The organism is Tepidamorphus gemmatus (assembly GCF_004346195.1).
GTDB lineage: Bacteria > Pseudomonadota > Alphaproteobacteria > Rhizobiales > Tepidamorphaceae > Tepidamorphus > Tepidamorphus gemmatus.
On the sequence record NZ_SMAK01000008.1, the window covers coordinates 125,777 to 150,806 of the forward strand.

At 68.3% G+C, this 25,030-nt stretch carries 27 protein-coding genes; 20 read left to right on the plus strand and 7 right to left on the minus strand.

Going from position 1 to position 25,030, the window contains the following annotated elements; translation table 11 throughout:
- Positions 1-7: 7 nt before the first annotated feature.
- The 7 genes from yihA (at position 8) to EDC22_RS13515 (ending at position 5,843) form a co-directional block, all read left to right on the plus strand.
- On the plus strand, positions 8-652 hold the full coding sequence (gene yihA, locus EDC22_RS13485; RefSeq protein ID WP_165926900.1) for a ribosome biogenesis GTP-binding protein YihA/YsxC: 645 nt from the start codon (positions 8-10) through the stop codon (positions 650-652).
- A gap of 93 nt (positions 653-745) precedes the next feature.
- Positions 746-1,642: an acetylglutamate kinase gene (gene argB / locus EDC22_RS13490; RefSeq protein WP_207903783.1), complete on the plus strand. Its 897-nt coding sequence runs from the start codon at positions 746-748 to the stop codon at positions 1,640-1,642.
- Positions 1,639-2,397, plus strand: a complete 759-nt coding sequence (locus tag EDC22_RS13495) for a pyrimidine 5'-nucleotidase (RefSeq protein ID WP_245499762.1) — start codon at positions 1,639-1,641, stop codon at positions 2,395-2,397. Before argB ends, EDC22_RS13495 begins: the two co-directional genes overlap by 4 nt.
- Before the next feature lie 32 nt (positions 2,398-2,429).
- Positions 2,430-3,257, plus strand: coding sequence for a 2,3,4,5-tetrahydropyridine-2,6-dicarboxylate N-succinyltransferase (gene dapD / locus EDC22_RS13500; RefSeq protein ID WP_132807195.1), 828 nt, complete (start codon positions 2,430-2,432; stop codon positions 3,255-3,257).
- Positions 3,258-3,619: 362 nt separating this feature from the next.
- Positions 3,620-4,012, plus strand: coding sequence for a DUF805 domain-containing protein (locus EDC22_RS13505; protein WP_165926903.1), 393 nt, complete (start codon positions 3,620-3,622; stop codon positions 4,010-4,012).
- 49 nt (positions 4,013-4,061) lie between these two features.
- A complete protein-coding gene (gene dapE / locus EDC22_RS13510) occupies positions 4,062-5,249 on the plus strand; it encodes a succinyl-diaminopimelate desuccinylase (RefSeq protein ID WP_132807197.1) in 1,188 nt (395 codons plus the stop codon).
- A 3-nt stretch (positions 5,250-5,252) separates the two neighbouring features.
- On the plus strand, positions 5,253-5,843 hold the full coding sequence (locus EDC22_RS13515; RefSeq protein WP_132807198.1) for a hypothetical protein: 591 nt from the start codon (positions 5,253-5,255) through the stop codon (positions 5,841-5,843).
- A gap of 8 nt (positions 5,844-5,851) precedes the next feature.
- Here the strand turns inward: EDC22_RS13515 and truA are convergent, their stop codons facing one another.
- The 4 genes from truA to EDC22_RS13535 form a co-directional block, all read right to left on the minus strand.
- The gene (truA, locus tag EDC22_RS13520) at positions 5,852-6,589 is read right to left on the minus strand and encodes a tRNA pseudouridine(38-40) synthase TruA (protein ID WP_132807199.1); all 738 of its coding nucleotides are present in this window, start codon (positions 6,587-6,589) and stop codon (positions 5,852-5,854) included.
- Positions 6,590-6,681: 92 nt separating this feature from the next.
- Positions 6,682-7,206, minus strand: a complete 525-nt coding sequence (locus tag EDC22_RS13525) for a GNAT family N-acetyltransferase (RefSeq protein ID WP_132807200.1) — start codon at positions 7,204-7,206, stop codon at positions 6,682-6,684.
- 64 nt (positions 7,207-7,270) lie between these two features.
- A complete protein-coding gene (gene fmt, locus EDC22_RS13530; protein ID WP_132807201.1) occupies positions 7,271-8,203 on the minus strand; it encodes a methionyl-tRNA formyltransferase in 933 nt (310 codons plus the stop codon).
- Positions 8,204-8,237: 34 nt separating this feature from the next.
- Positions 8,238-8,795, minus strand: a complete 558-nt coding sequence (locus EDC22_RS13535) for a peptide deformylase (RefSeq protein ID WP_132807202.1) — start codon at positions 8,793-8,795, stop codon at positions 8,238-8,240.
- 136 nt (positions 8,796-8,931) lie between these two features.
- Between EDC22_RS13535 and EDC22_RS13540 the strand changes: the two genes are divergently transcribed.
- The 3 genes from EDC22_RS13540 (at position 8,932) to EDC22_RS13550 (ending at position 12,719) form a co-directional block, all read left to right on the plus strand.
- Positions 8,932-10,119, plus strand: coding sequence for a DNA recombination protein RmuC (locus EDC22_RS13540; protein WP_132807203.1), 1,188 nt, complete (start codon positions 8,932-8,934; stop codon positions 10,117-10,119).
- Between the two features lie 132 nt (positions 10,120-10,251).
- A complete protein-coding gene (locus tag EDC22_RS13545; RefSeq protein ID WP_132807204.1) occupies positions 10,252-11,631 on the plus strand; it encodes an AmpG family muropeptide MFS transporter in 1,380 nt (459 codons plus the stop codon).
- A 104-nt stretch (positions 11,632-11,735) separates the two neighbouring features.
- Positions 11,736-12,719: a complex I NDUFA9 subunit family protein gene (locus EDC22_RS13550; protein ID WP_132807205.1), complete on the plus strand. Its 984-nt coding sequence runs from the start codon at positions 11,736-11,738 to the stop codon at positions 12,717-12,719.
- Positions 12,720-12,736: 17 nt separating this feature from the next.
- Here the strand turns inward: EDC22_RS13550 and EDC22_RS13555 are convergent, their stop codons facing one another.
- Positions 12,737-13,537, minus strand: coding sequence for an undecaprenyl-diphosphate phosphatase (locus EDC22_RS13555; protein ID WP_132807206.1), 801 nt, complete (start codon positions 13,535-13,537; stop codon positions 12,737-12,739).
- 113 nt (positions 13,538-13,650) lie between these two features.
- Here EDC22_RS13555 and EDC22_RS13560 point away from each other — a divergent pair, with 113 nt between their 5' ends.
- Genes EDC22_RS13560 through EDC22_RS13570 form a run of 3 tightly spaced genes read left to right on the plus strand, consistent with a single transcriptional unit; the run spans position 13,651 to position 16,401 of the window.
- The gene (locus tag EDC22_RS13560) at positions 13,651-14,343 is read left to right on the plus strand and encodes a glutathione S-transferase family protein (protein WP_132807207.1); all 693 of its coding nucleotides are present in this window, start codon (positions 13,651-13,653) and stop codon (positions 14,341-14,343) included.
- Entirely contained in the window at positions 14,324-15,511 is a 1,188-nt protein-coding gene (gene queG / locus EDC22_RS13565; RefSeq protein WP_132807208.1) for a tRNA epoxyqueuosine(34) reductase QueG, read from the plus strand. The genes EDC22_RS13560 and queG overlap by 20 nt, the downstream gene beginning before the upstream one ends.
- On the plus strand, positions 15,508-16,401 hold the full coding sequence (locus EDC22_RS13570; RefSeq protein ID WP_132807209.1) for an SDR family oxidoreductase: 894 nt from the start codon (positions 15,508-15,510) through the stop codon (positions 16,399-16,401). Before queG ends, EDC22_RS13570 begins: the two co-directional genes overlap by 4 nt.
- Before the next feature lie 7 nt (positions 16,402-16,408).
- Here the strand turns inward: EDC22_RS13570 and EDC22_RS13575 are convergent, their stop codons facing one another.
- Positions 16,409-17,191, minus strand: a complete 783-nt coding sequence (locus EDC22_RS13575) for an alpha/beta hydrolase (RefSeq protein WP_245499763.1) — start codon at positions 17,189-17,191, stop codon at positions 16,409-16,411.
- Positions 17,192-17,231: 40 nt separating this feature from the next.
- Between EDC22_RS13575 and EDC22_RS13580 the strand changes: the two genes are divergently transcribed.
- From EDC22_RS13580 to EDC22_RS13590, 3 genes are all read left to right on the plus strand, one after another.
- On the plus strand, positions 17,232-18,434 hold the full coding sequence (locus tag EDC22_RS13580) for a glycosyltransferase family 4 protein (protein ID WP_132807211.1): 1,203 nt from the start codon (positions 17,232-17,234) through the stop codon (positions 18,432-18,434).
- 162 nt (positions 18,435-18,596) lie between these two features.
- On the plus strand, positions 18,597-19,121 hold the full coding sequence (gene infC / locus EDC22_RS13585; RefSeq protein ID WP_132807212.1) for a translation initiation factor IF-3: 525 nt from the start codon (positions 18,597-18,599) through the stop codon (positions 19,119-19,121).
- 55 nt (positions 19,122-19,176) lie between these two features.
- On the plus strand, positions 19,177-19,821 hold the full coding sequence (locus EDC22_RS13590) for a methyltransferase family protein (protein WP_132807213.1): 645 nt from the start codon (positions 19,177-19,179) through the stop codon (positions 19,819-19,821).
- A gap of 17 nt (positions 19,822-19,838) precedes the next feature.
- Here EDC22_RS13590 and EDC22_RS13595 read toward each other — a convergent pair whose 3' ends face one another.
- Complete coding sequence (locus tag EDC22_RS13595; protein WP_207903784.1) at positions 19,839-20,237, minus strand: YbaN family protein; 399 nt, start codon at positions 20,235-20,237, stop codon at positions 19,839-19,841.
- Positions 20,238-20,502: 265 nt separating this feature from the next.
- On the opposite strand from EDC22_RS13595, the gene rpmI reads away from it, so the two are divergent.
- The 4 genes from rpmI to pheT all read left to right on the plus strand — a co-directional run bounded on the left by rpmI (position 20,503) and on the right by pheT (position 24,747).
- Positions 20,503-20,745 carry a 50S ribosomal protein L35 gene (rpmI, locus tag EDC22_RS13600; protein WP_132807215.1) on the plus strand — a complete coding sequence of 81 codons (243 nt, stop codon included), beginning with the start codon at positions 20,503-20,505 and terminating at the stop codon, positions 20,743-20,745.
- A gap of 12 nt (positions 20,746-20,757) precedes the next feature.
- A complete protein-coding gene (gene rplT, locus EDC22_RS13605) occupies positions 20,758-21,114 on the plus strand; it encodes a 50S ribosomal protein L20 (protein WP_132807216.1) in 357 nt (118 codons plus the stop codon).
- A 133-nt stretch (positions 21,115-21,247) separates the two neighbouring features.
- Positions 21,248-22,330, plus strand: coding sequence for a phenylalanine--tRNA ligase subunit alpha (gene pheS / locus EDC22_RS13610; RefSeq protein ID WP_132807217.1), 1,083 nt, complete (start codon positions 21,248-21,250; stop codon positions 22,328-22,330).
- Complete coding sequence (gene pheT, locus EDC22_RS13615) at positions 22,327-24,747, plus strand: phenylalanine--tRNA ligase subunit beta (RefSeq protein ID WP_132807218.1); 2,421 nt, start codon at positions 22,327-22,329, stop codon at positions 24,745-24,747. Before pheS ends, pheT begins: the two co-directional genes overlap by 4 nt.
- The last annotated feature ends 283 nt before the right edge of the window (positions 24,748-25,030 follow it).

The following is a 25,030-nucleotide window of genomic DNA, read 5'->3' on the forward strand; positions in this document are numbered from 1 at the left end:
CCCCGACGTGTGCGAACCGTCCGACGAAGACAGCGCGGCGCTGGAAGCCGGCCGGCTCATGTTCGCCCGGCCGTGGCAATTCCGGCTCGGCGTTGTCCGTCTCGATCAGCTGCCCCCCGCCGACCGTCCCGAAGTTGCGTTCGCCGGACGCTCCAATGTCGGCAAGTCGAGCCTGCTCAACGCGCTGACCGGACGCCGCAACCTTGCCCGCACCTCCAACACGCCCGGCCGTACCCAGGAGATCAACGTCTTCGAGAGCGAGGGCATCGCGCTCAGGCTGATCGACATGCCGGGATATGGCTTTGCGCAGGCGCCGAAGGGCAAGGTCGATGCCTGGACGGCGCTGATCCACCGCTACCTGCAGGGCCGGCCGAACCTCAGACGGGTCTTCCTGCTGATCGATTCCCGGCACGGCCTCAAGGCCGTCGACGAGCAGATCATGGAGCGTCTCGACAAGGCGGCGGTCTCCTACCAGGCGGTGCTGACCAAGATCGACAAGATCGCCACCGCCGCCCAGGCGGATGTTCTGGCCGCAACCGCCGCCAGACTCGCCATGCATCCGGCGGCCTTTCCGACGATCATCGCGACCTCCAGCCAGAAGGGTACCGGCATCGACATCCTGCGCGCGGAGATCGCGGGGATCGCCGGATAGCGGAGGCAGGGCCGGCGGCCACGCCAGTGCATTGAGCCGGTCGCCGGCCTCCTGTATGACGCCACCGCCAGGACACCACGACAGAACGGACACATGCCCGAAACTCCCGAGATGACGCCGCAGGCACAGGCCGAGATCCTCGCCAAGGCGCTTCCCTACATGCTGCGCTACGACGAGCAGACGGTGGTGGTTAAGTACGGCGGCCATGCGATGGGCGATCCCGAGCTTGCCCGGGCCTTCGCGGAGGACATCACGCTGCTGAAGACCTCCGGCATCCACCCGATCGTGGTGCATGGCGGCGGGCCGCAGATCGGCCGGATGCTCGACAAGCTCGGCATCAAGTCGGAATTCCGCGCCGGGTTGCGCGTCACCGACAAGGCGACCGTCGAGATCGTCGAGATGGTGCTCGCCGGCGGCATCAACAAGGAGATCGTGCAGGCGATCAACCGTGAAGGCGGCCGCGCCGTCGGCCTGTGCGGCAAGGACGGCAACATGGTGATCGTCCGCAAGGCGACCCGTACCATGATCGACCCGGATTCCAACATCGAGAGGATCGTCGATCTCGGTTTCGTCGGCGAGCCGGATACGGTCAATCCGGCCGTGCTGCGGATGGTCTCCAAGGAGGATCTGATCCCGGTCGTCGCGCCGGTCGCGCCGGGTCTCGACGGCGAGACCTATAACGTCAACGCCGATACCTTTGCCGGGGCCATCGCTGGTGCTCTGTCGGCCAAGCGTCTCCTGTTCCTCACCGACGTCGACGGTGTGCTCGACCGCGACAAGAGACTGATCAAGGAACTCACCGTCGCCGAGGCGAAGCGGCTGATCGATGACGGCACCATCTCCGGCGGCATGATCCCCAAGGTCGAGACCTGCATCGAGGCGGTGGAGCGCGGTGTCGAGGGCGTCGTCATCCTCAACGGCAAGGTCCCGCACGCCGTCCTGCTCGAGCTGTTCACCGAGCATGGCGCCGGGACGCTGATCACCCCGTGACGACCGGGCCGCTGGCAAGGAGCTTCGCCGGGGTCGAGACCTGGATCTTCGATCTCGACAACACGCTCTATCCGCCGCACTCGAACCTGTTTGCACAGGTCGACCGCAAGATGGGCGAGTTCATCTCGAACCTGCTTGGGGTCGATCCGGTCGAGGCCAAGGCGATCCAGAAGCAGTTCTATCGCGACTACGGCACGACCCTGCGCGGGCTGATGACCGTCCACGGGGTCGATCCGCACGAGTTTCTCGCCTATGTGCACGACATCGACCATTCACCGATCGAGCCGGATCCGGCGCTGGGCGCGGCGCTGGCGCTGCTTCCGGGCCGCAAGTTCGTGCTGACCAACGGCTCCCGCGCCCATGCCCAGTCGGTGGTCGCCCGGCTCGGCATCGAGAGCCATTTCGAGGACATGTTCGACATCGTCGCGGCCGACTTCGAGCCGAAGCCGGCGCGGCCGCCCTATGAGAGGTTCATCGCCCGCTACGGCATCGACCCGTCCCGCGCGGCGATGTTCGAGGACCTGCCACGCAACCTCGAGGTCCCTCGCGCGCTCGGCATGCGCACCGTGCTCGTGGTCGCCAGGCCCGGCACCCCGGCCGAGACGCTGGCCTTCCGGCAGCGCTGGGAAACCGAGGTCGGCGACGGCGGCTATATCGACCATGTCACCGACGATCTGGCCGACTTCCTGGTCAGCGCGGTGGAGGGGCGTGCCACGGGCGCGGCTGCGATTGACAGCCGGCCGGTCGCCCGCTAACCGGCCCGGGAACCTGGAGGGAGGGACGCGCCGTGGACACCGCACAGATCGAATCGATCGTCGAAGCCGCCTGGGAGGCCCGTGCCGAGGTGACCCCGGCAACCCGCGGCGAGATTCGCGAGGCGGTCGAGGCAGCGCTTGACCTGCTGGATTCGGGGCAGAAGCGCGTTGCGGAGAAGCGCGGCGGCGACTGGCATGTGAACCAGTGGCTCAAGAAGGCCGTGCTGCTGTCGTTCCGTCTCAACGACATGACCGCGATCTCGGGCGGCCCCGGCGGGGCGTCGTGGTGGGACAAAGTGCCCTCGAAGTTCGCTGGCTGGGGAGCCACCGAGTTCCAGGCCGCCGGCTTCCGGGCCGTGCCCAACTGCGTCGTCAGGCGATCCGCCTACATTGCCAGGGGGGTGGTGCTGATGCCCTCCTTCGTCAATCTCGGCGCCTATGTGGACGAGGGGACGATGGTCGACACCTGGGCGACCGTCGGCTCCTGTGCCCAGATCGGCAAGCATTGCCACATCTCCGGCGGCGCCGGCATCGGTGGCGTGCTTGAGCCGCTGCAGGCCGGACCGGTCATCATCGAGGACAACTGTTTCATCGGCGCCCGCTCCGAGGTCGCCGAGGGCGTCATCGTGCGCGAGGGGGCCGTGCTGTCGATGGGGGTCTACATTGGCGCCTCGACCAAGATCGTCGACCGCGCCTCCGGCGAGGTGTTTCGCGGCGAGGTGCCGGCCTATTCGGTGGTCGTGCCGGGCACCATGCCCGGCGCGGACGGGGGTCCGGGCCTCTACTGCGCGGTGATCGTCAAGCGGGTCGACGAGCAGACCCGCTCCAAGACCTCGATCAACGACCTCCTGCGCGATTGATTGGTCCCTGACGGCCGCTGTCCCTGTCGGCGACGGATCGCCTTTGTCTCGCGTCGCATCGGTTCGACCGGCGAGGTGTGCTGTGTGGCCCTCGAGCCTGTCGGCGAGGCACGGGCCGTCAGTATTCTGTCACGGGCAAGGTCGGGCGCATCAGCCGCCAACCGTTCAGGATCGGCCTGTTCTGGATTCTGGTCGAGTGTGGCATCCTTGCCGCCACGCCTTGCCCGAACCGCTTCGGACTCCAGCCGTTCGCCAATCGAGGCGGAGGTCGTGGCGCAAGTCTTCTGCCTCGCCGCAATTGCCGTACCGGGGTGCGATCTTATATGTCCGCGGTCGGTGAACCGGCGCGGCGGAGCGAGAGCGTGATCCACAACCCCCAGAAGTCTGGGCCGAGCGTCGGCCGCAGCCGATTCGTCTGGCTGTTCTTCGGGTTCAACGGCCGGATCGGCCGCGAGGTCTACTGGCTGGCGATCGGGCTGCTGTGGTCCATCCTGTTCGTCGTCATCGGCATCCTCGTCGAGATGCTGGGGCGTGAGGCGGCCGGGGGCCCGGTGCTTGCACTCGGCGTCGCATCGCTGTGGAGCGAGGTGGCGATCCTGGTAAAGCGCCAGCATGATCGCGGCCTGCCCTGGTACTGGTGCCTGCTCGCCTTCATCCCCCTGGTTGGTGCGCTGTGGATGATCGCCTGCGGCATTCTCAAGGGCGACGAGGGTCCGAACGCATTCGGACCGGGTCCGGATATCCCGCCTGAGTGACATTGGCGCCGATTGACGTGCCCGAGCGCGAGGCACTAAACCCGAGGCCATGTCCGATCAGCCCGCATCCACGTCCGGCGGCGACGCGCTCACCATCGCGCAGGCCCTGATCCGCTGCCCGAGCGTCACCCCGGAGGAGGGTGGCGCGCTGCGCTATCTGCAGCGGTTGCTCGCCGGGGCGGGCTTCGAGGCCGAGATCGTCCGCTTTCACGAGGAGGGTACCGCCGACGTCGACAACTTGCTGGCCACCATCGGGTCCGGCACGCCGCATCTCGTGTTTGCCGGACATACCGACGTGGTGCCGCCGGGCGATCCGGCGCGCTGGCGCCATCCCCCGTTCGAGGCCGAGATTGACGGCGGGATGCTGTATGGGCGCGGTGCGGTCGACATGAAGGGCGCCATCGCCTGCTTCGCGGCTGCCGCACTCTCCTATCTGGCGGAGAACGGTCCGCCCCCCGGTGCGATCTCCTTGCTGATCACCGGCGACGAGGAGGGCGTGGCGATCAACGGCACCCGCAAGCTGCTCGCCTGGGCGCGCGAGCGGGGCCTGTCGTTCAGCCATTGCGTTGTCGGCGAGCCGACCAATCCCGAGGCGATCGGCGACATGATCAAGATCGGCCGGCGCGGCTCGCTGTCCGGGACGCTCACCATCACCGGCAAGCAGGGGCACGCCGCCTATCCGCATCTGGCCGCCAATCCCCTGCGTGGCCTTGCGCGGGTGCTCGACGCACTGCACATGCCGCTCGACCGCGGGACGGCGGTGTTCGCGCCGTCGAACCTCGAAGTGACCAGCATCGACACCGGCAATCCCGCCTTCAACGTGATCCCGGCGACGGTGACGGTTCGTTTCAACATCCGCTTCAACGACCTGCACACCGCACGGAGCCTGGAGATCCGCCTCGACAAGGCCGTCGCAGCCGCGCTCGAAGGTACCGGGCTGCGGGCGGCATTCGCCTTCGAGCCCAACCCGGCGGAGGCGTTCCATACCGAGGCGCATGACTTCGCCGCGCTTCTGTCGGAGGCGATCGCCATCGAAACCGGCCGGCGGCCGGAGCTGTCGACCACCGGCGGAACCTCCGATGCGCGCTACATCAAGGACTACTGTCCGGTGATCGAGTTCGGGCTGGTCGGCCAGACCATGCATCAGGTCGACGAGCGGGTGGCAGTGGAGGACCTCGCCACCCTGACAGCGATCTACCGGCGTCTGATCGAGACCTATTTCGCAACGGTGCGCTGAGCCATGCTGAGTGCCGATGACGCGCTCCGCGGCCTGTCGTCGGCCTGGGCGCTGTTCCTGGGCCGCCGCGAGGCGATCCGGGGGTTCGACACCAGCTTCCGCGGCTTCTGGCAGTCGTTCCTGGCCATCGTCTTCGTGCTGCCGATCTATGTGCTGTTCGTCGGCGCGGAGCGGCGCATGATCCTGTCGGACCAGCCGGCCGACCTGCCGTTCGGCGATGTCGCCTTCGCCCTGTGGCGGCTGATCGCGCTCGTCATCGACTGGATCGCCTTTCCGCTGCTGATGGCCGTGCTCGCCCGGCCGCTCGGCATTGCCGGCCGCTATGTGCGGCTGATCGTCGCCTTCAATTGGGGCGGACCGATCGTCGCCGCGCTGATGGCGGTGCCGGCGGTTCTGCTCTCCTATGCCGGGATCGGCGAGGCAGGTGCCTCGATGCTGCTGCTCGTCGCCCTGGCGGCATTGATCCGCTTCCGCCTCATCACTGCGCGGGCGGCGCTCGACTGCGGCTTCGGCATGGCCGCCGCGCTCGTTGCCATCGAACTGCTGCTGTCGCTGGTGCTTGGACAGCTGATCTCGCGCATCGCCGCGTACTGATCCGCCGGTCAGTAATCGACCTGGACCAGGCACAGCCCGTCCGGGGGCGCGACCGGGCCACAGGCGCGGCGATCACGGGCCGCGAGCGCCGCAGCGAGATCCTGCGCCGACCACCGTCCCTCGCCGACCAGCTTCAGCGAGCCGACCATCGAGCGGACCTGGTTGTGCAGGAAGGAGCGCGCGGACGCCTCGATCACCAGCCGCTCGCCCTGCCGCGACACGTCGAGCCGGTCGAGCGTCCTGACCGGCGAGGCAGACTGGCATTCGGTCGAACGGAAGGTGGTGAAGTCGTGCTTGCCCACCAGCACCTGCGCTGCCATGTGCATGGCGGCATGGTCGAGCGGCCGCGCCACGTGCCAGGCCTTGCCCCGCTCGAGCGCCAGTGGCGCGCGCCGGTTGATGATCAGGTAGCGGTAGTGACGCCGGATCGCCGAATGGCGGGCATCGAATCCGTCGCCGACGCGAGCAACAGCAAGGATGGCCACCGGCTCCGGTCGCAGATGCGCGTTCAGCGCGTCGCGTACCGTGTCCTGCGGCCAGTCCCGGGCAAGATCGAGATGCGCCACCTGGCCGCTGGCATGGACGCCGGCATCGGTGCGGCCGGCGCCGCCGATCCGGACGGTCTCGCCGCAGAAGGCCGCGACGGCTTCCTCGATCGCCTGCTGCACCGAGCGTCCGTTCGCCTGACGCTGCCAGCCGACGAAGGGCGCGCCGTCATATTCGATCAGCAGGCGGTAGCGGGGCATGGAGCCGAGCCCTCCAGTTCGACCGGTTCGCAGCAGTTCGCAGCAGAAGGTCAGCATCCGGCGCCGATGCGCAAGGTCGCCGCAAGCCGGTGCTAGCCGAACACGTTAAATGCCGGCGGGTAGTCGACCTTGGGCCGATCAGTCGCGTCGCGCGGCCGGTCGAGGGCACGCGCCATGAAGGCAGGGCCCGACCAGGGCGCGTCGAAGTGGCGGGCGAGCGCGGCGTCGAAGCCGAGCTTGCGATAATAGTCGGGATTGCCCAGCACGAAGACGATCTCCTCGCCCGCTTCGGCGAGCCGGGCGAGGCCGGTGCGGATCAGCGCGGCAGCGATGCCGCGACGCCGGAAGCACTTGCGCACCGCGACCGGGGCGAGCCCGGTCGCCCGCCCGGCCTGGCCCTGGATCCGGAGGCGCGAGAAGCCCGCATAGCCGGCCAGCTTGCCGTCCAGCTCGGCCACCAGCGACAGCACCAGGTCGCCGTCCTGCCGCAGCCTGTCGACGAGATTGGCCTCGAGGGGGCTTTCGAACGCGCTGGCCAGCAGTTCGCGGATCGCAGCGATGTCGTCCGGTCGCTCCAACCGGATCGACAGGCCCACGGGATCGATGTCAACCGGCATGGGCGCTTGGGGCAGCTTCAGTCATCAAGGCCATCCTACGCCCGGAGAGCCGGCGCCGAAACGGTCAATGCAGCATGGCGCCCTGCGTCAGGCGCGCACCTCGGGCGAACTCGGCGAAGGACATCGGCTGCTTGCCGGCCCGCTGAACCGTTACCAGCCGCAGCGTGCCGCTTCCGCAGGTGACAAGCCCGTCGCTGTCGATCAGCGTGCCCGGCGCGGCCATCGCGTCGCCGCTATCCGTAGCCAGCGCCGACCGCAGCAGCCTGACCCGTTCGCCGTTAAGCTCGAACCAGGCGCCGGGCGAGGGCGCGAGACCTCGGACGTGATCATGCACCCGGGCCGCGGCCTCGGACCACTGGATCCGCGTTTCGGCCTTTTCGATCTTGGCGGCATAGGTGACGCCAGTCTCCGGCTGCGGCCGGCAGTCGAGCGTGCCGCGCGACAGCGCGGCGAGCGCACGCAGCATCAGCCCGGCGCCGAGGATCGCCAGCCTGTCGTGCAGGTCGCCCGCCGTCTCGTCAGGACCGATCGCCACCCGCTCCTCCAGGCAGACCGGGCCGGTGTCGAGCCCTTCTTCCATCCGCATCACCGCGACGCCGGTCTCCCGGTCGCCGGCCATGATGGCGCGCTGGATCGGCGCGGCGCCGCGCCAGCGGGGCAGCAGCGAGGCGTGAAGGTTGAGACAGCCGCGTGCCGGCGCCTGCAGCACCGGCCGTGGCAGGATCAGCCCGTAGGCAACGACCACCGCGACATCGGCACCAAGATCGGCGAACGCAGCCTGTTCCTCGGCGCCGCGCAGTCGGGCGGGTGTCCTGACCGGCAGGCCGAAACGCTCCGCCGCCAGATGCACCGGGCTGCGGCGCTCCGTCATGCCCCGTCCTGCCGGACGCGGCGGCTGGGTGTAGACACAGGCGACCTCGTGGCCCGCGCCGACGATCTCGCTCAGCGTCGGAACGGCGAACTCGGGCGTTCCCATGAAGACGACGCGAAGGCTCATGACCGTCCGGACCTCCGGCCTGGCGCGGCCGCCCTCATTCGGCCGCAGGGCGTTCGGCCGACCGCTTGCGGAACGCGGGCATCTCGCCGCGCTTGGCGGCCTTGGCGAACTTCCGCGTCACCCTGTCGCGCTTCAGCTTGGACAGGTAGTCGATGAACAGCACGCCATCGAGGTGGTCCACCTCGTGCTGCACGCAGGTGGCGAGCAGGCCCTCGCACTCGAGTTCCTGTGGCTTGCCATCCCGATCGAGGAAGCGCACCCGACAGCGGGCGGGGCGCTCGATCTCCTCGTAGAACTCGGGGATCGACAGGCAGCCCTCCTCGTAGAGCGAGGTCTCCTCCGAGCGCCAGACGATTTCCGGATTGACCATGTACAGCGGCGCCCTGGGTTCGTCGTCCTTGGCCAGATCGATGACCACGACCCGCTGCAGCACGCCGATCTGGATCGCCGCGAGCCCGATGCCCGGTGCGTTGTACATCGTCTCGAGCATGTCGTCCATCAGCCGGCGTACCGCGTCGTCGACTTCCGCGACGGGCGCGCAGGTCTGGCGCAGGACGGGATCGGGCAGGGTCACGATGTCGCGGATCGTCATGGCGCTCAGATAGGAGAAAGCACCCGGACGGTCAACGCATGCGGGTCATGCCGGCGCGGGGCGGCATGCCAGCAGCGCGCCGGTGTGTTCGCGTCTTGATCTCGATTGGCCTGTCGAATCGACTATGCTCGACGGAATGGATCAACCCCTGCTCGCAATCGGCGACCGTCTCGTCACGCTCGGCGAAGCGCTGCTTGCCGGCGTCGGGCTCGTGCTACTCCTGTTGCTGGCGATGCTGATCGTCCTGCTCAGGCCGCGCCGGCCGAGCCAGGAGGAGCTCCTGCGGCGCCGCGACGACGAGCAGCGGCTTGCCGACATGGCGCGCGCCCAGGCCGAGATAAGCCGCGCCCAGGCCGAACTCACCGGCCGCATGCAGACCATGGCCGAGGTGTTCGGCACACGCCACGCCGATCTTGCCCGCGCGCTCACCGAGCGACTCGACGGGTTCGGCCACCGGCTCGGCCAATCGCTCGAGGTGCAGGCGCGCGCCACCTACGACAGCCTGTCGAAGCTGAACGAACGGCTGGCGGTGATCGATTCCGCCCAGAAGACGATCACCGACCTGTCACGCGATGTGGTCGGCCTGCACCAGATCCTCGCCAACAAGCAGACACGCGGTGCCTTCGGTCAGGGGCGGATGGAGGCAATCGTCCAGGACGGGCTCCCTCCCGGCAGCTACACCTTCCAGGCGACGCTGTCGAACGGCCGGCGGCCGGACTGCGTGGTCCGCCTGCCGAATGCCGAGGCGGTCCTGGTCATCGACGCGAAGTTCCCGCTCGAGGCCTTCGGCAGCTATCGCGATGCGCAGGGGACCGACGAGCGCAAGGCGGCCGCCCAGCGGCTGCGCAGCGACGTGCTCAAGCACGTCTCCGATATCCGCGAGCGCTATTTCATCACCGGCGAGACCCAGGATCTCGCCATCATGTTCGTCCCCTCTGAATCCATCTATGCCGACCTGCACGAGCATTTCGAGGACGTCGTGCAGAAGGCGCACCGGGAGCGCATCATCATCGTCGGACCGTCGATGCTGATGCTGTCGATCCAGGTGATGCAATCGATCCTCCGGGACGCGCGCCTGCGCGAACAGGCGCACCTGATCCATCGCGAGGTCGGCCTGCTGTCGGAGGACATGCGCCGGCTGCAGGAGCGCGTGGTGAAGTTGCAGCAGCATTTCGGCCAGGCCGGCCGCGACATCGAGCAGATCCTCATCTCCACCGACAAGATCATCAAGCGCGGCGCGAAGATCGAGGAGCTCGAGTTCGAGGACGGCACGACCGACGGTTCCGAAAGAGGCACCGGCCCGCGTCTGCTCGCAGGGGGATAGCGGCCGTTCTGCACGACCCGCGCCGCCGAACGGTGGTGGCGTGTGCGGCGTGCGGGGCGGTCGATGGCTTGCCCGCTGTCGCTGCATGAGGTGCCGAACTAGTCTCGCCCAGGCGATTCGGCGGATCAGGCGATGACGGGCGACGGCACCACCATTCTCCCCGACACACCCGACGCGAGGCGGCCGCCGCTCGGTCGCAGGCTCGTGGCTGGACTGAGGGTGTTCCTCGAGCCGCGTGTCCTCGTCATCCTGTTCCTGGGGTTCACCTCCGGCCTGCCGCTGGCGCTGTCGGGCTCGACACTGGCGATCCGGATGACCGATGTCGGCGTCGACCTGGGCACCATCGGCCTGTTCTCGCTGGCTGGCCTGCCCTACACGATCAAGTTCCTGTGGGCGCCGCTGGTCGACGCGATCCGCATTCCTGTCCTGTCGCGGCTGCTCGGTCGGCGGCGGGGCTGGCTGGTCTTCTCGCAGATGCTGCTGATCGGCGCGATCGTGCATCTCGGCATGCTCGATCCGCTCGCCGATCCCTGGCTGGTGGCACTTGGCGCGGTCATGGTGGCGGTGGCCTCCGCCACCCAGGACATCGTCATCGACGCCTTCCGGGTCGAGAGCCTGAGGACGGAGGAACAGGCCGCCGGCATGGCCTGGTTCGTCTCCGCCTACAGGGTCGGGATGCTGGTTTCGACCGCCGGCTGCGTCGGTCTCGTCGCCTGGCTCGAACTGTCGGGACTCGATACGGCCCGCGGCTGGTCCTGGGCCTATGTGGCGATGGCCGGTCTCGTCCTGGTCGGCATCGCAGCCTCCCTTGCCGGTCGCGAGCCCGCCGAACCCGAAGCCGCGGCGCTCACTGCGGATCCGCTCGCCCGGCTGGGGCGCACTGCCGTCGATGCCTTTGCCGAATTCCTGATGCGCAGGAACGCGCTGGCGGTACTGCTCTTCGTCGTGTTGTTCAAGTTCTGCGATGCGCTGGCCGGTGTCATGACCGGCCCCTTCGTCATCTCGATCGGCTTCGACAAGGCGGCCTACGCCGGCATCGTCAAGGGCGTCGGTCTGGCCGCCGCGCTCGCCGGCGGCTTTGCCGGCGGGGTTCTGGCTCGGGCGGTGCCGATCGTCGGGGCGCTATGGATCGCCGGCCTCCTGCAGATGGCCTCGAACCTCGCCTTCTCCTGGCAGGCGATCGTCGGCGTGGACCACGCCGCTCTCGCCGCGACCATCGCGGTGGAGAACTTCACCGGAGGCGTCGGGACGGTGATCTTCGTCGCCTACATCTCGAGCCTGTGCCGCGATGCCCGCCACACGGCGACCCAGTTCGCGCTGCTGACGGCGCTTGCCGCCGTCGGGCGCACGATTTTGTCGTCGTCGGCCGGATACGCAGCCGAGGCGGTCGGTTGGGTGGCATTCTTCGCTGCCACGGCACTGGCTGCGATCCCCGGCCTTGCACTGCTGTGGTGGCTGGAGCGGCGCGGCCATTTCGTCGGCCCGCCGCCCGCCGCTGCTGCGACCGCATAGCAGCTCGGGCAGCCTATACAGCCGCAGGGGTGTCGGCTATTGAGAGGCGGTTGGACGGCGGTGCGTGGGCCGGCCGGGCTCCGCCGCAAGGGAGTTTGCGGGTGATGGCGAAGGACTATGTGAAGGGCGACATCGTCACCGTCTTCGGCGGCTCCGGTTTCGTCGGCCGCTATGTGGTGCGGGCGCTGGCCCGGCGCGGCTTCAGGATTCGCGCGGCGGTTCGGCGCCCCGATCTTGCCGGCCATCTGCAGCCGCTCGGCGGCGTCGGCCAGATCCACGCCGTTCAGGCCAACATCCGCAACCGCAAGTCGATCGAGCGCGCCCTGTCCGGCGCCGCGGCGGTCGTGAACCTGGTCGGCATTCTCCACGAGACCGGCCGCCAGCGGTTCGACACTGTTCAGGCAGCGGGCGCCGGCGCGGTTGCCGAGGCGGCCGCTGCCGCCGGGATCACCCGCATGGTCCAGATGTCGGCGATCGGGGCCGATGCGGATTCACCCTCGCACTATGCCCGCTCCAAGGCGATCGGCGAGCGCCTGGTGCTCGCGGCGATCCCGCAGGCGGTCGTGCTGCGCCCCTCGATCGTGTTCGGCCCCGAGGACGATTTCTTCAATCGCTTCGCCGCGCTGGCACGGCTGTCGCCGGTCCTGCCGCTGATCGGCGGAGGGCATACACGCTTCCAGCCCGTCTATGTGGGCGATGTCGCCGAGGCGGCGGCACGGGCCCTCGAGGGCGAGGCCCAGCCGGGAGCCACCTATGAGCTCGGCGGACCGGAAATCCGCACCTTCAGGGAGATCATGGAGTACATCCTGGCCGAGATCGGTCGCAAGCGGCTGCTGATCCCCGTGCCGTTCGGGCTGGCCCGGCTGAAGGCACAGGTGTTGCAGCTGTTGCCGAAGCCGCTGCTGACGGTGGATCAGGTGCGCTTGCTCGAGCACGACAACATCGTCTCGCAGGCCGCCATCGCGGACGGACGGACACTCGCCGGTCTCGGCATCGCTCCGACGGCCATGGAGACCGTCGTGCCGACCTATCTCGGCCGTTACCGCCGGTCAGGCCAGTTCACCCAGCCGGGCACCCGGATGGTTTAGGCCGGTCCCGGCCTCTATCAGGCGTAGGCAAACCACAGCAGGACGATGCCGAGTCCCAGCCTGTAGACAACGAAGGGCAGCATCGTCGTGCGCTTCAGCAGCGCAACCATGAACCAGATCGACACGAACGCCGCCACCGCCGACAGGCCCGCGGCCAACAGCGCGTCGGACGAGACCAGCTGCGCTGCGCCTCCGTCCAGCTCCAGCGCCGTGCCGGCGCCGACCGCCAGGATTGCGGGGATCGACAGGAGCAGCGAGAACCGGGCGGCTTCGGTCCGTTCGTAGCCGAGCGCGCGCGAGGCCGACATGGTGATCCCGGAGCGGCTGACGCCGGGGATCAGCGAGATGCACTGTGCCAGCCCGACCCAGACCGCATCGGATATGCGCGTCTCGGCGAAGGCGCGACCGGTACCGCCGAGCCGGTCGCAGGCCCACAGCACCAGCGCGAATATGACGGTCGTCCAGGCAATCACCTCGAGCGAGCGGACCGACTCGACCAGCCCCGTCTTCACCATGATGAAGCCGAACACGACCAGAGGCACCGAGGCGAGCGCGAGCAGCAGCAACAGCCGCGCCGGTTCCGAGCGTCGCAGCAGCACCACGTCGCGGACGCCGCCGAGAAGGAACAGCATGTCCCGCCAGAAGTAGGTGACAACCGCCACGAGGCTGCCCAGATGTATCGCGACATCTATCGCCACCCCTTGATCCGGGTAGTTCATCAACAGGTGCACCAGGTTGAGATGTCCGGACGAACTCACCGGCAGGAATTCGGTCAGGCCCTGGATAACGGCGAGAACGACCAGTTGATCGGCTGTCATGCACGGGTGCTCAGCATGCTCCCGGTGATTCGGGTTGTTCCCCGGGCCCGCCGCCTCTATACCCCATCCCTTCGCCGGCACAATCGTCGCGGCTGCCGGATCATCGGTATCGAATGCTGACGCTGTATCATCACCCCTTCTGTCCGTTCTCGCGGACCGTACGCATCGCCTTCGGCGAATACGGGCTCAATGCCGAGTTCGTCGAGGAGCGCCCCTGGGAACGCCGCCGCGAATTTCTCATCGTCAATCCGGCCGGCTCGCTGCCGGTGATGATCGACGGTGACGGAGCAGCCATCTGCGGCGTGCGGCCGGTGCTCGAATATCTCGACGAGACTCGCGGCGCCGAGCTCGACGGTCGGCGGTTGCTGCCGGCGACGCCGCGTGAGCGCGCCGAGGTGCGGCGGCTGATGGACTGGTTCGATCTGCGCTTCAACGCGGAGGTCTCCGACTATCTGCTGACAGAGCGGATCTACAAGCGCTTCATGACACCGGAGCAGGGTGGCGGTCCTCCGGATTCCTCGGCGATCCGTGCCGGCCGTGCCAACATCCGCTATCATCTCCACTACATCGGTTGGCTGGCGGGGCGGCGCAACTGGCTCGGCGGCGACGATCTGTCCTTCGCCGACCTGGCCGCGGCGGCGCACCTGTCCTGCATCGACTATCTCGGCGAGGTGCCTTGGGAGGAGTTCGAGCCGGCAAAGGCCTGGTATGCCCGGGTGAAGTCGCGGCCGTCCTTCCGGCCGCTGCTGGTCGACCAGATTGCGGGGATGACGCCGTCGCGAACCTATGTCGATCTCGACTTCTGAGCATCGCGGCTACGCCGCGCAACGCCTCAAGTCAGCGCTGATCGATGCCGCGCTTGCGGCCGGGTTCGACATTGTCAGGGTCACCGCACCCGATGCCGCGCCGATGGCCGGCCCGCGCCTGCGCGCCTTCCTGGACGCCGGACAGCACGGCGATATGGACTGGATGGCCGCGACCGCCGACCGACGCAGCGAGCCGCGGGCACTGTGGCCCGAGGTCCGTTCGGTGGTCATGCTGGGCATGAACTACGGACCTCAGGCCGATCCGCTCGAGGGCCTCGCCCAGCGCGACCGCGGCCTGATCTCCGTCTATGCGCGCGGCGACGACTATCACGATGTCATCAAGGGGCGGCTGAAAACGGTCGCCGGCGCCTTCGCGGCGCGGGCGGGCGCCGAGGTCAAGGTGTTCGTCGACACCGCGCCGGTGATGGAAAAGCCGCTGGCCGAGGCCGCCGGCATCGGCTGGCAGGGCAAGCACACCAATCTCGTTTCGCGACGGTTCGGCTCCTGGCTGTTCCTTGGCGCGATCTTCACCACGGCCGAGCTGCCACGCGATGGATCGGAGCGGGACCACTGCGGGTCGTGCCGGGCGTGCCTCGACATCTGCCCGACGGATGCCTTTCCCGCCCCCTATCGTCTCGATGCGCGCCGCTGCATCTCCTACCTCACCATCGAGCTCAAGGGTCCGATCCCGCACCCGCTCCGGCCCGCCATCGGCAACCGGATCTATGGCTGCGACGATTGCCTGGCGGTGTGTCCCTGGAACAAGTTCGCGCAGGCGGGCCGCGAGGCGCGGCTGGCCGCCCGGGCAGAGCTAGACCTGCCGTCGCTCGCCGAGCTCGCCAAGCTCGATGATGCCGCCTTCCGCAGCCTGTTCCGCAAGTCGCCGGTCAAGCGCATCGGCCGCGATCGCTTTGTCCGCAACGTCATGATCGCGATCGGCAACAGCGGCGATCCGGCGCTGACCGCATGTCTGATCGAGCGTCTCGACGACGCGGCGGCACTGGTGCGCGGGGCAGCCGTCTGGGCGCTGTCGAGGCTCGCGGAAACCGGGCAGTTCGCGGCGCTTGCGGCGCGCCATGGCGCTGCGGAAGGCGATCCCGATGTCCGCGCGGAATGGCGTCGCGGCTTGACCGCCGGCGCGGAATCCCGCTCCAAATGTGCCTCATGAGCAAGCTGTTCGTCTTCGGTCTGGGGTACTCGGCGCTGACGCTGGCACGGCGTCTCGCCTCGCGTGGCTGGACGATCGCCGGGACAGTGCGTGGCGCGGACAAGGCGGCCGCGCTTGCGGCCGAAGGTATCGAGGCGGTGACGTTCGACGGCACCGGACCGGGTTCCGGGGTCGCCGCCGCGCTTGCGGGAGCCGACCATGTGGTGGTGTCGATCCCTCCGGGCGAGGCGGGCGATCCGGTTCTTCGGTTCCACCGGGCCGATCTCGCGCGTGAGGCGGGCGTGGTCCGGTGGCTCGGATATCTCTCGACGATCGGCGTCTATGGCAACCGCGATGGAGGATGGATCACCGAGGAGGACGAGACCGATCCGGTGAGCCCGCGCAACGCGAGGCGGGTCGAGGCCGAAACCGACTGGCTCGCCTTCGGCAGCGAGACCGGCATCCCGGTGATGCTGTTCCGCATTGCCGGCATCTACGGACCCGGGCGCAATGCGCTGGTGTCGCTGGCCAACGGCACTGCGCGGCGCATCGTCAAGCCGGGGCAGGTGTTCAACCGCATCCATGTCGAGGACATCGCCAGGGTGCTCGAGGCCTCGATGGCGCGGCCCCGCGCCGGCGGAATCTACAACCTCGCCGACGATCTGCCGGCGCCGCCGCAGGACGTCATAACCTATGCGGCTGCCAGGCTTGGCATCGAGCCCCCGCCGGAGGTACCGTTCGAGGCGGCCGAGATGACGCCGATGGCACGCAGCTTCTACTCCTCCAACCGCCGTGCCTCCAATGCCCGGATAAAGGAGGAGCTTGGCGTGCGGCTCGCCTATCCCGACTACAGGTCGGGCATCGACGCGCTGTTCGAGGCGGGCGAGGGTCGGGATCCCGGCGGCGATTGATGCCGCCTCAGCCCACCTCTTCGACCATGCCGCCGACCACCCTGAGCAGCAGCGCAATGTCCTCCTCGCGCGACAGCCGGTGATCGCCGTCATGCACGATGGTCAGCGTCACGTCATCATGGGCAAGGCGCGAGACCAGTTCGAGTGACAGCGACAGCGGCACGTCCGGGTCCTCGCGGCCATGCAGGATATGGACCGGACAGCCCACCTGCAGCGTGGCGCGGTCCATGATCAGATAGTTGCGGCCGTCCTCGATCAGCCCCCGGGTGATCGGATAGCCCTCAGGATCGTACGCGGACGGGCGCGTCCACACACCCTTCTCGAGGATCTCGCTGCGGGTCGCCTCGTCGAACTGTTCCCACATCAGCCGCTCGGTCATGTCGACGGCCGGCGCGATCAGCACGAGCCCGGCGAGTGGCGTGCCGGCCGCGAACCGCCCGAGCGCCATCAGCATGGCAAGGTAGCCACCCATGCTGGAGCCGATCAGCACGGGAGGATCCTTGCAGAAGGCATCGACGACCGCATGCGATTCGGCGAGCCAGCGGCTGATCGTCCCCTCGAGGAAGTCCCCGCCCGACTGTCCGTGCCCGGAATAGTCGAACCGGATCATCGAGCGGCCGTTCCGGGCCGCCCAGGCATCCAGCGCCGCCGCCTTGGTGCCCGTCATGTCCGAGCGGAAACCGCCGAGCCAGACCAGTGGTGGCGCCGTGCCGGCGCGGCGCAATACTGCAATCTGCCGCGCCGCCTCACCCTCGCCGATGTCGATCTGGAACGACTCTGCGTCCGACACCCTATCGTCTCCCCGATCCCGATGGGCTAACGGTAGTCGCATGGACAGTCGCGCGAAACCCCTTCCCGACATGCACGGCATCACGGTGCTGCAACTGGTCCCGTCGCTGGAGGCGGGCGGCGCCGAACGCACCGCGGTCGACATCGCCGCGGCGCTTGTTGCGGCCGGCGGCCGGGCGCTTGTCGCCACCACCGGCGGCCGCCTGGTGGGCGAGCTGCGCGAGGCTGGAGCCGAATGGTTGCAGTTCCCGGCTGCGACCAAGAACCCGGGTCGCATCGTCTGGAATGCCGAGCGCATCCGGCGGCTGATCGCAGCGGAGGGCGTCGACATCGTTCATGCCCGCAGCCGCGCGCCGGCCTGGAGCGGGCTGATGGCGGCGCGCCGGGCCGGCGTGCCGTTCCTCACCACCTATCACGGCGCCTACAAGCCGGGCGGACCTCTGAAGACCTGGTACAATTCCGTCATGGTGCGCGGTGACGCGGTGATCGCCAACTCCCGTTTCACCGCCCGGCGGATCGAGCAGCAGTATCCGCGCGCTGAGGGCCGCATCGAGGTGATCTATCGCGGCACCGATCTGGACCGGTTCGATCCGGCCGCGATCGACCCCGCGCGAATCGCCGCGCTGCGCTCTGCCTGGGGCATCGCGCCTGGGCGGCGGATCGTTCTGCTGCCGGCCCGGCTCACCGGCTGGAAGGGCCAGGAGGTGCTGATCGACGCGGCGGCCCTTCTGGCGGACCGCGGTGTCGCCGACGTCGATTACGTGCTTGCCGGCGACGCGCAGGGGCGCACCGCCTATCTCGCCGGCCTCGAGGCGCGAATCGCCGCGCGCGGGCTTGTCGGCCGGGTGCATGTCGTTGGACACTGCAGCGACATGCCCGCCGCCAACATGGCCGCCGATGTCGTCGTGGTCCCCTCCACCGAACCGGAGGCCTTCGGACGCACGGCGGTCGAGGCGCAGGCGGCAGGGCGTCCGGTGGTGGTCAGCGACATCGGGGCGACTCCCGAGACCGTGCTGGCACCCCCGGACTGTGCCCCCGGCCAGCGCACCGGATGGCGCGTCCGGCCGGGCGATGCGGTGGCCCTGGCGGCAGCGGTCGAGGAAGCGCTGGCGCTCGGGCCGGAGGCGCGTGCGGCGCTCGGTGCCCGCGCGCGCGCCCACGCCCGCGGTTTCGGACTGGAGGCCATGACCGGCGCGACGCTTGCCCTGTATCGCCGACTGCTGCGACGCGCGAACGCGGCTTGAACACCAGTTCGGCAGCGCACGATTGACTTGCCGGGCCTTCTTCCCGATCCTATAAGCGCGTCACTTCGCAGGGCCCGCCCTGGCGGAGGCTGTCGTGTTACGCCGCGGCAGCGTCGGAAGGCGGGCCGATTCAAGGGAGACTGAGCGATCGCACGCCGTCCAATGAAATCGCAGCAGGTCCAGAAGGATGGACCGCGCGTCAATCGGGAGATCGATTCCCCCCAAGTCCAACTCATCCTGGAGACCGGAGACAACCGCGGCATCGTAAGCCTCGCCGAGGCCCTCGCCATGGCGGAGGCGGCCGGGCTCGATCTTGTCGAGATCGCGCCGAATTCGACGCCGCCGGTGGTGAAGATCCTGGACTTCGGAAAGTACAAGTACCAGGCGCAGAAGAAGGCCGCCGAGGCCCGCAAGAAGCAGAAGACCATCGAGATCAAGGAGATCAAGATGCGTCCGAACATCGACACGCATGACTATGACGTGAAGATGCGGGCGATCAGGCGCTTCTTCGAGGAAGGCGACAAGGTCAAGGTGACCCTGCGCTTCCGTGGCCGCGAGATGGCCCATCAGGATCTCGGCATGAAACTGCTCGATCGGGTCAGGGGCGAGCTCGACGAGGTCGCCAAGGTCGAGGCCGAGCCCAAGCTCGAGGGCCGACAGATGATCATGGTGCTGGCGCCGCGGTGATCTGCCGCGCCGCCGCGTCCGCATTCCGCCACACGTCCGAAGCTCGGTACCGGGTATGATCAGCGAGCACATCACGGCCCGCCTGTCGGGCTCCTGGCTGCAGGATGTCCAGCGGCGCCGCAAATGGGTGCTGCGCGCCCTGGCCGTGGCGGCGGTTGTCGGCTTCCTGTTCACGGATTCGATGTGGCGCCCCGGCGGTTTCACCCACGAAGCCATCGAGTATTTCGGCATCGGCCTGCTGCTCGTCTGCGTGCTCGGCCGTGCTTGGTGCACGCTTTACATCGGCGGCCGCAAGAAGGCTGAGCTCGTTCAGGTCGGGCCTTATTCGGTATCGCGCAACCCGCTCTACGTCTTCTCGATCATCGGTGCCGCCGGCGTCGGGGCCGCGGCCGGCAGCGTCATCTCCACGCTGCTGCTGGCGGTGGCTTGCTATGCGGTGTTCGCCGTGGTCGTCAGCCGCGAGGAGCAGTTCCTGAGCGAGCGGTTCGGGCGGGCCTATGCCGAGTACTGCGCCCGCGTTCCGCGCTTCTGGCCGCGTCTGTCGGAATGGAGGGATGTCGCGACCGTCGAGGCGAGCCCGCGCCTGGTGCTTGCTTCCGTCCGCGACGGCGCACTGTTCTTCCTGGCAATCCCGTTCGTCGAGGCGATCGAGCACCTCCATATGAACGGTATCCTGCCGGTCCAACTGCTGCTGCCCTGACGGCGCGGCCGTGCGGCTCACGCCCCGGGAGGCGAGGGGCGGGTGAAGATGAACAGCGCCACCAGCCCCATCACTCCCGCCTGGATCAGCAGGATATCGGCGGTTGCGCCGAAGGCGGCCGTCACCGCTACCGCCCCCAGCATCCCGACGCCCGCGAGCATCTTGCCGGTGCGCGAGATGGCGCGGTGCTCGCTCCACTGCCGGATCGGCGGGCCGAAGCGCGGATGGCTGATCAGCCAGTCGTGCCAGCGCCGTGAACCACGCGCCAAGCACCACGCCGCCAGCAGCAGGAACGGCGTCGTCGGCACCAGCGGCAGCACGATACCGGCGAGCGCCAGAGCGAGCGCCAAGCCCCCGGCGATGCGCCAGAGAAGCCGTCGCGACCCCTCGACCGCTGCTGCGATCCTGTCGAGCACCGCTGTCCGTCCCACCGCCAAGATCGGTGTATCGTACCCGATATAGGGCCGGCGCCATTGCGACCCAGGCATGTCTGCGCCCGACGCGCGCGTCTGCATTGCGTTCCCGGGTGCCGGCGGCTATAAGGCTGCTGTTGGAAGGATCGCCCGGCGACATGGGCATGCCGTGGCGGTCGAGGATGCTCATTCGGACAGATCGAATCGGGCGGGGCGCTTGAGGGCGTCGCGGCCGATGTTCGCGTCCCAGACCAAGGAGACGAGCAAAATGCCCAAGCAGAAGACCAAGAGCGGCGCCAAGAAGCGATTCAAGCTGACCGGCACCGGCAAGATCAAGGTCGCACAGGCCGGCAAGCGCCACGGCATGATCAAGCGAACCGCCAAGTTCGTGCGCAATGCCCGCGGCACCATGGTGCTCGACGAATCGGATGCCGGCATCGTGCGCCAGTACATGCCCTATCATCGTCGCAAGCGCCGCAAGGCGGCTTCCACCCCCACGGCGACGGTCTGACGGAGGCCCCCAATGGCTCGTGTAAAGCGGGGCGTGACCGCTCACGCCCGTCACCGCAAGGTCATCAAGCAGGCGAAGGGCTACTACGGCCGTCGCAAGAACACGATTCGCGTCGCCAAGCAGGCGGTGGACAAGGCCGGCGAATACGCCTACCGCGACCGGAAGGTCAGGAAGCGCACCTTCCGGGCGCTCTGGATCCAGCGGATCAATGCCGCTGCTCGCGAGAATGGTCTCACCTACGGACGATTTATCGACGGCCTCGGAAAGGCCGGGGTCGAGGTCGACCGCAAGGTGCTCGCCGACATCGCCGTGCGCGAACCGGCGGCCTTCAAGGCGCTCGTCGACCAGGCGCGCGCCGCGCTCGCCTGAACTAGCCTCCAGGCCTTTTCGGGGCCGACCGCCCGACGCTGGCAAGGCGCCGGGCGGATTCGGGGTCCGGAACAGGCAGTCCACGCTCCGGGCCCGCTTCCTCGACAACTGAGAGAAGACGGGAGACGACGTGATGGCCGACATCGCGCGGCTTGAATCGGAAATTCTGCGACAGGTCGCCGGCGCCGTCGACGAGGCGGCGCTTGAGGCCGTGCGCATTGCCGCGCTCGGCAGGAAGGGCTCGGTGAGCGAGCTGCTCAAGAGGCTCGGCTCGATGTCGCCGGACGAACGGCGGGTGATGGGACCGGCGATCAACGGACTTAAGGATCGTGTCGGCGAGGCCATCGCCGTTCGTCGTGCCGCACTCAAGGCGGCTGAACTGGAGCGCAGACTGAAGACCGAAAGGGTCGATGTGACACTCCCCGTGCGCGAGAGTGCGCTGGAGGCCGGTCGCATCCATCCGGTCAGTCAGGTGATGGACGAACTTACCGCGATCTTCGCCGACATGGGCTTTTCGATCGCGGAAGGCCCGCACATCGAGGACGATTTCCACAACTTCACGGCGCTCAACATTCCCGCCGACCATCCGGCCCGGCAGGAGATGGACACCTTCTATTTCCCGGAAGCTCCCGACGGATCGCGCATGCTGCTCAGGACCCACACAAGTCCGGTGCAGATCCGCACGATGATGAGCCAGCAGCCGCCGATCCGGATCATCGTTCCGGGCCGGGTCTATCGCTGCGACTACGACCAGACCCATACGCCGATGTTCCACCAGGTCGAGGGGCTGGTGATCGACGAGAGTGCGCATCTCGGCCACCTGAAGTGGGTGCTGGAGGAATTCTGCAAGGCGTTCTTCGAGATCGACGACGTCAAGATGCGCTTCCGCGCCTCGCATTTCCCCTTCACCGAGCCGTCGATGGAGGTCGATATCAACTGCGACCGCTCGGGCAAGGAGCTGAAGATCGGCGAGGGCAGCGACTGGCTGGAGATCCTCGGGTGCGGCATGGTGCATCCCAACGTGCTGCGCCACTGCGGCCTCGATCCGGCGCGCTTCCAGGGCTTCGCCTGGGGCATGGGGATCGACCGCATCGCCATGCTCAAATACGGCCTGCCGGACCTGCGGGCCTTCTTCTCGGCCGATCTGAGATGGCTGAAGCACTACGGCTTCGCCGCTCTCGATGTGCCGAGCCTCGCCGGAGGGCTGAGCCGATGAAATTCACCCTCAACTGGCTCAAGGAGCATCTCGATACGGATGCCTCGCTGGCCGAGATTGCCGACAAGCTCAGCCTGATCGGGCTCGAGGTCGAAGGGATCGAGGATCCGGCCGCGGCGCTCGCCCCGTTCAGGGTCGCGCATGTGGTATCCGCCGTGCCGCATCCGAACGCCGACAAGCTGCGCGTCTGCATTGTCGACACCGGTACCGAACAGGTGCAGGTGGTCTGCGGCGCGCCGAACGCGCGCAGCGGAATGAAGGGCGTGTTTGCCCCCGCGGGGACCCACATTCCCGGCACCGGCATCGACCTGAAGCCCACGAAGATCCGCGGCGTCGAGTCGCATGGCATGCTCGTCTCGGAGCGGGAGATGGGGCTGTCCGACGAACATGACGGCATCATCGACCTGCCGCCCGACACGCCGGTTGGAACGCCGCTCGCCGAAGCGATGGGGCTCGACGATCCGATCATCGAGATCGCGGTGACGCCCAACCGGCCGGACGCGCTGGGCGTTGCCGGCATCGCCCGCGACCTCGCCGCCGCCGACATGGGGACGGTGATCACGAAGGAGCCGAAGCGGGTTCCCGGCCGGTTTCCGTGCCCGGTGGCGGTCAGGCTCGATTTCCCTGCCGAGGAGGCACATCTGTGTCCGGCCTTTGCGCTGCGCCTCGTGCGCGGGGTGCGCAACGGGCCGTCGCCGGACTGGCTGCAGCGTCGCCTCAAGGCGATCGGGCTGCGCCCGATCAATGCGCTCGTCGATATCACCAACTACCTGACCTATGACCGCAATCGCCCGCTGCACGTTTTCGATGCAGCCAAGGTGAAGGGCGGCATCGTGGTGCGGCGCGCCCGCGCGGGCGAGGAACTGCTGGCGCTCGACGGGCGGACCTATCGCTTCGACCCCTCGATGGTGGTGATCGCCGACGAGGCCGGGCCGGAATCGATCGGCGGCATCATGGGGGGCGAGCATTCGGGCTGTGATGAGACGACGACGGATGTGCTGATCGAATCGGCGCTGTGGGATCCGGCCAACATCGCCCGCACCGGTCGCGCGCTCGGTATACAGTCCGATGCCCGCTACCGATTCGAGCGGGGCGTCGATCCCGCCTTCACCTTGCCGGGGCTGGAGATGGCGACGGCACTCGTCCTTCAGATGTGTGGGGGCGAGGCGAGTGACATCCTGCTCGCCGGCGACATTCCCGATCGTTCACACGTCATCGATTTCGATCCGGGCGAGGTGAAGCGGCTGACCGGGCTCGACCTGTCCTTCGTCGAGATCCGTTCGATCCTAACGAGGCTCGGCTTCTGGGTCGCCGGGGAGCCCGATGTCGGCACCGTGAAGGTGGCTCCGCCGACCTGGCGTCCGGATGTTCACGAGGCGGCCGACCTCGTCGAGGAGGTGACGCGAATCGTCGGCGTCGACCGGGTTCCGACCGTCCCGCTGCCGCGCCCGGCAGGCGTGCCGAAGCCCGTGCTGACGCTGCGCCAGAACCGGGCTCGCCTCGCGCGCCGCACGCTGGCTGCTCGCGGCCTGGTCGAGGCCGTGACGTGGTCGTTCATTCCGAAGCCGCATGCCGAGGCCTTCGGCGGCGGCGCGCCCGAACTGGCGCTGTCGAATCCGATCTCCTCCGAAATGAGCGACATGCGGCCGAGCCTGCTGCCCGGCCTGATCACCGCCGCGCAGAGAAACGCCGACCGGGGCTTCGCCGACTCCGCGCTGTTCGAGGTCGGCGCGACCTATCTCGGCACACGGCCGGGCGACCAGCACGAGATCGCGGCGGGCGTGCGGCGGGGAACGGCTCGCGTCGAGCGCTCAGGCCGGCACTGGTCGGGCGCTGCCGGACCGGTCGATGCCTTCGACGCCAAGTCCGACGCGATGGCCGTGCTGGCCGCGCTCGGCGCGCCGGTCGCCTCCGTGCAGGTCCAGCCCGGCGGCGGCGACTGGTATCATCCCGGTCGGTCGGGACGGATCATGCTCGGTCCGAAGACGGTGCTCGCCCGGTTCGGCGAGATTCATCCCGCAACGCTCGAGGCGCTGGATGTCGAGGGACCGCTGGTCGGCTTCGAGGTATTGCTCGACGCATTGCCGGCGCCGAAGGCCCGCCCGACGCGGGCAAAGCCGCCGCTGGAGGCGTCAGACCTGATGCCGGTCCGGCGCGACTTCGCCTTTGTCGTGGCCGAAGACGTCAATGCCGGCGATCTCGTCCGTGCCGCGCGCGGGGCGGACAAGAGCCTGATCTCCGATGTCTCGGTGTTCGATGTATTCACCGGCAGCAGTCTTGGCGAAGGCCGCAAGTCGATCGCGATCGAAGTGACGTTGCAGCCGCGCGACAAGACGCTCACCGACGAGGAGATCGATGCGGTGGCGAGGCGGATCATCGACGCCGTGCGCAAGGCCACGGGGGGCGAACTGCGGTAGTTCCGCATATGTTCCTGTTTGATGCAGGATATGTTCCTGGCGAGTCGGCCCCGATTCGACGATCGGGGGCGAATCCGTCCGGAGCCAATCGCTAACGATCGGTGAACGGTCGTTGGCGCAAGTGGCCTGAGCCCCTGGCCAGATGCATCTGCTCGGATCGGGGCCGCGCGGCGCATCCGCCGCGCCGGATCCGGCCGCGTCGGGCGGGCCGATTCGCCCGGCCGGACGCTGCTCCGTTCCGCGAGCACCTGGGCTACGGTCCGCATCATGCCTCCCGAGCCAT

Bases quoted from the DNA above. Each gene is read 5' to 3' on its own strand.
- EDC22_RS13535 (WP_132807202.1), bottom strand. From the start codon at position 8,795: ATGACGATCCGCGACATCGTGACCCTGCCCGATCCCGTCCTGCGCCAG.
- rpmI (WP_132807215.1), top strand. From the start codon at position 20,503: ATGCCCAAGCAGAAGACCAAGAGCGGCGCCAAGAAGCGATTCAAGCTG.
- EDC22_RS13515 (WP_132807198.1), top strand. From the start codon at position 5,253: ATGCTGAGTGCCGATGACGCGCTCCGCGGCCTGTCGTCGGCCTGGGCG.
- EDC22_RS13555 (WP_132807206.1), bottom strand. From the start codon at position 13,537: ATGACAGCCGATCAACTGGTCGTTCTCGCCGTTATCCAGGGCCTGACC.
- argB (WP_207903783.1), top strand. From the start codon at position 746: ATGCCCGAAACTCCCGAGATGACGCCGCAGGCACAGGCCGAGATCCTC.
- dapE (WP_132807197.1), top strand. From the start codon at position 4,062: ATGTCCGATCAGCCCGCATCCACGTCCGGCGGCGACGCGCTCACCATC.
- EDC22_RS13590 (WP_132807213.1), top strand. From the start codon at position 19,177: ATGATCAGCGAGCACATCACGGCCCGCCTGTCGGGCTCCTGGCTGCAG.
- fmt (WP_132807201.1), bottom strand. From the start codon at position 8,203: ATGAGCCTTCGCGTCGTCTTCATGGGAACGCCCGAGTTCGCCGTTCCG.
- pheS (WP_132807217.1), top strand. From the start codon at position 21,248: ATGGCCGACATCGCGCGGCTTGAATCGGAAATTCTGCGACAGGTCGCC.
- EDC22_RS13580 (WP_132807211.1), top strand. From the start codon at position 17,232: ATGGACAGTCGCGCGAAACCCCTTCCCGACATGCACGGCATCACGGTG.
- EDC22_RS13545 (WP_132807204.1), top strand. From the start codon at position 10,252: ATGACGGGCGACGGCACCACCATTCTCCCCGACACACCCGACGCGAGG.
- truA (WP_132807199.1), bottom strand. From the start codon at position 6,589: ATGCCCCGCTACCGCCTGCTGATCGAATATGACGGCGCGCCCTTCGTC.
- EDC22_RS13525 (WP_132807200.1), bottom strand. From the start codon at position 7,206: ATGCCGGTTGACATCGATCCCGTGGGCCTGTCGATCCGGTTGGAGCGA.
- pheT (WP_132807218.1), top strand. From the start codon at position 22,327: ATGAAATTCACCCTCAACTGGCTCAAGGAGCATCTCGATACGGATGCC.
- rplT (WP_132807216.1), top strand. From the start codon at position 20,758: ATGGCTCGTGTAAAGCGGGGCGTGACCGCTCACGCCCGTCACCGCAAG.
- EDC22_RS13540 (WP_132807203.1), top strand. From the start codon at position 8,932: ATGGATCAACCCCTGCTCGCAATCGGCGACCGTCTCGTCACGCTCGGC.
- queG (WP_132807208.1), top strand. From the start codon at position 14,324: ATGTCGATCTCGACTTCTGAGCATCGCGGCTACGCCGCGCAACGCCTC.
- EDC22_RS13560 (WP_132807207.1), top strand. From the start codon at position 13,651: ATGCTGACGCTGTATCATCACCCCTTCTGTCCGTTCTCGCGGACCGTA.
- EDC22_RS13570 (WP_132807209.1), top strand. From the start codon at position 15,508: ATGAGCAAGCTGTTCGTCTTCGGTCTGGGGTACTCGGCGCTGACGCTG.
- infC (WP_132807212.1), top strand. From the start codon at position 18,597: ATGAAATCGCAGCAGGTCCAGAAGGATGGACCGCGCGTCAATCGGGAG.
- EDC22_RS13550 (WP_132807205.1), top strand. From the start codon at position 11,736: ATGGCGAAGGACTATGTGAAGGGCGACATCGTCACCGTCTTCGGCGGC.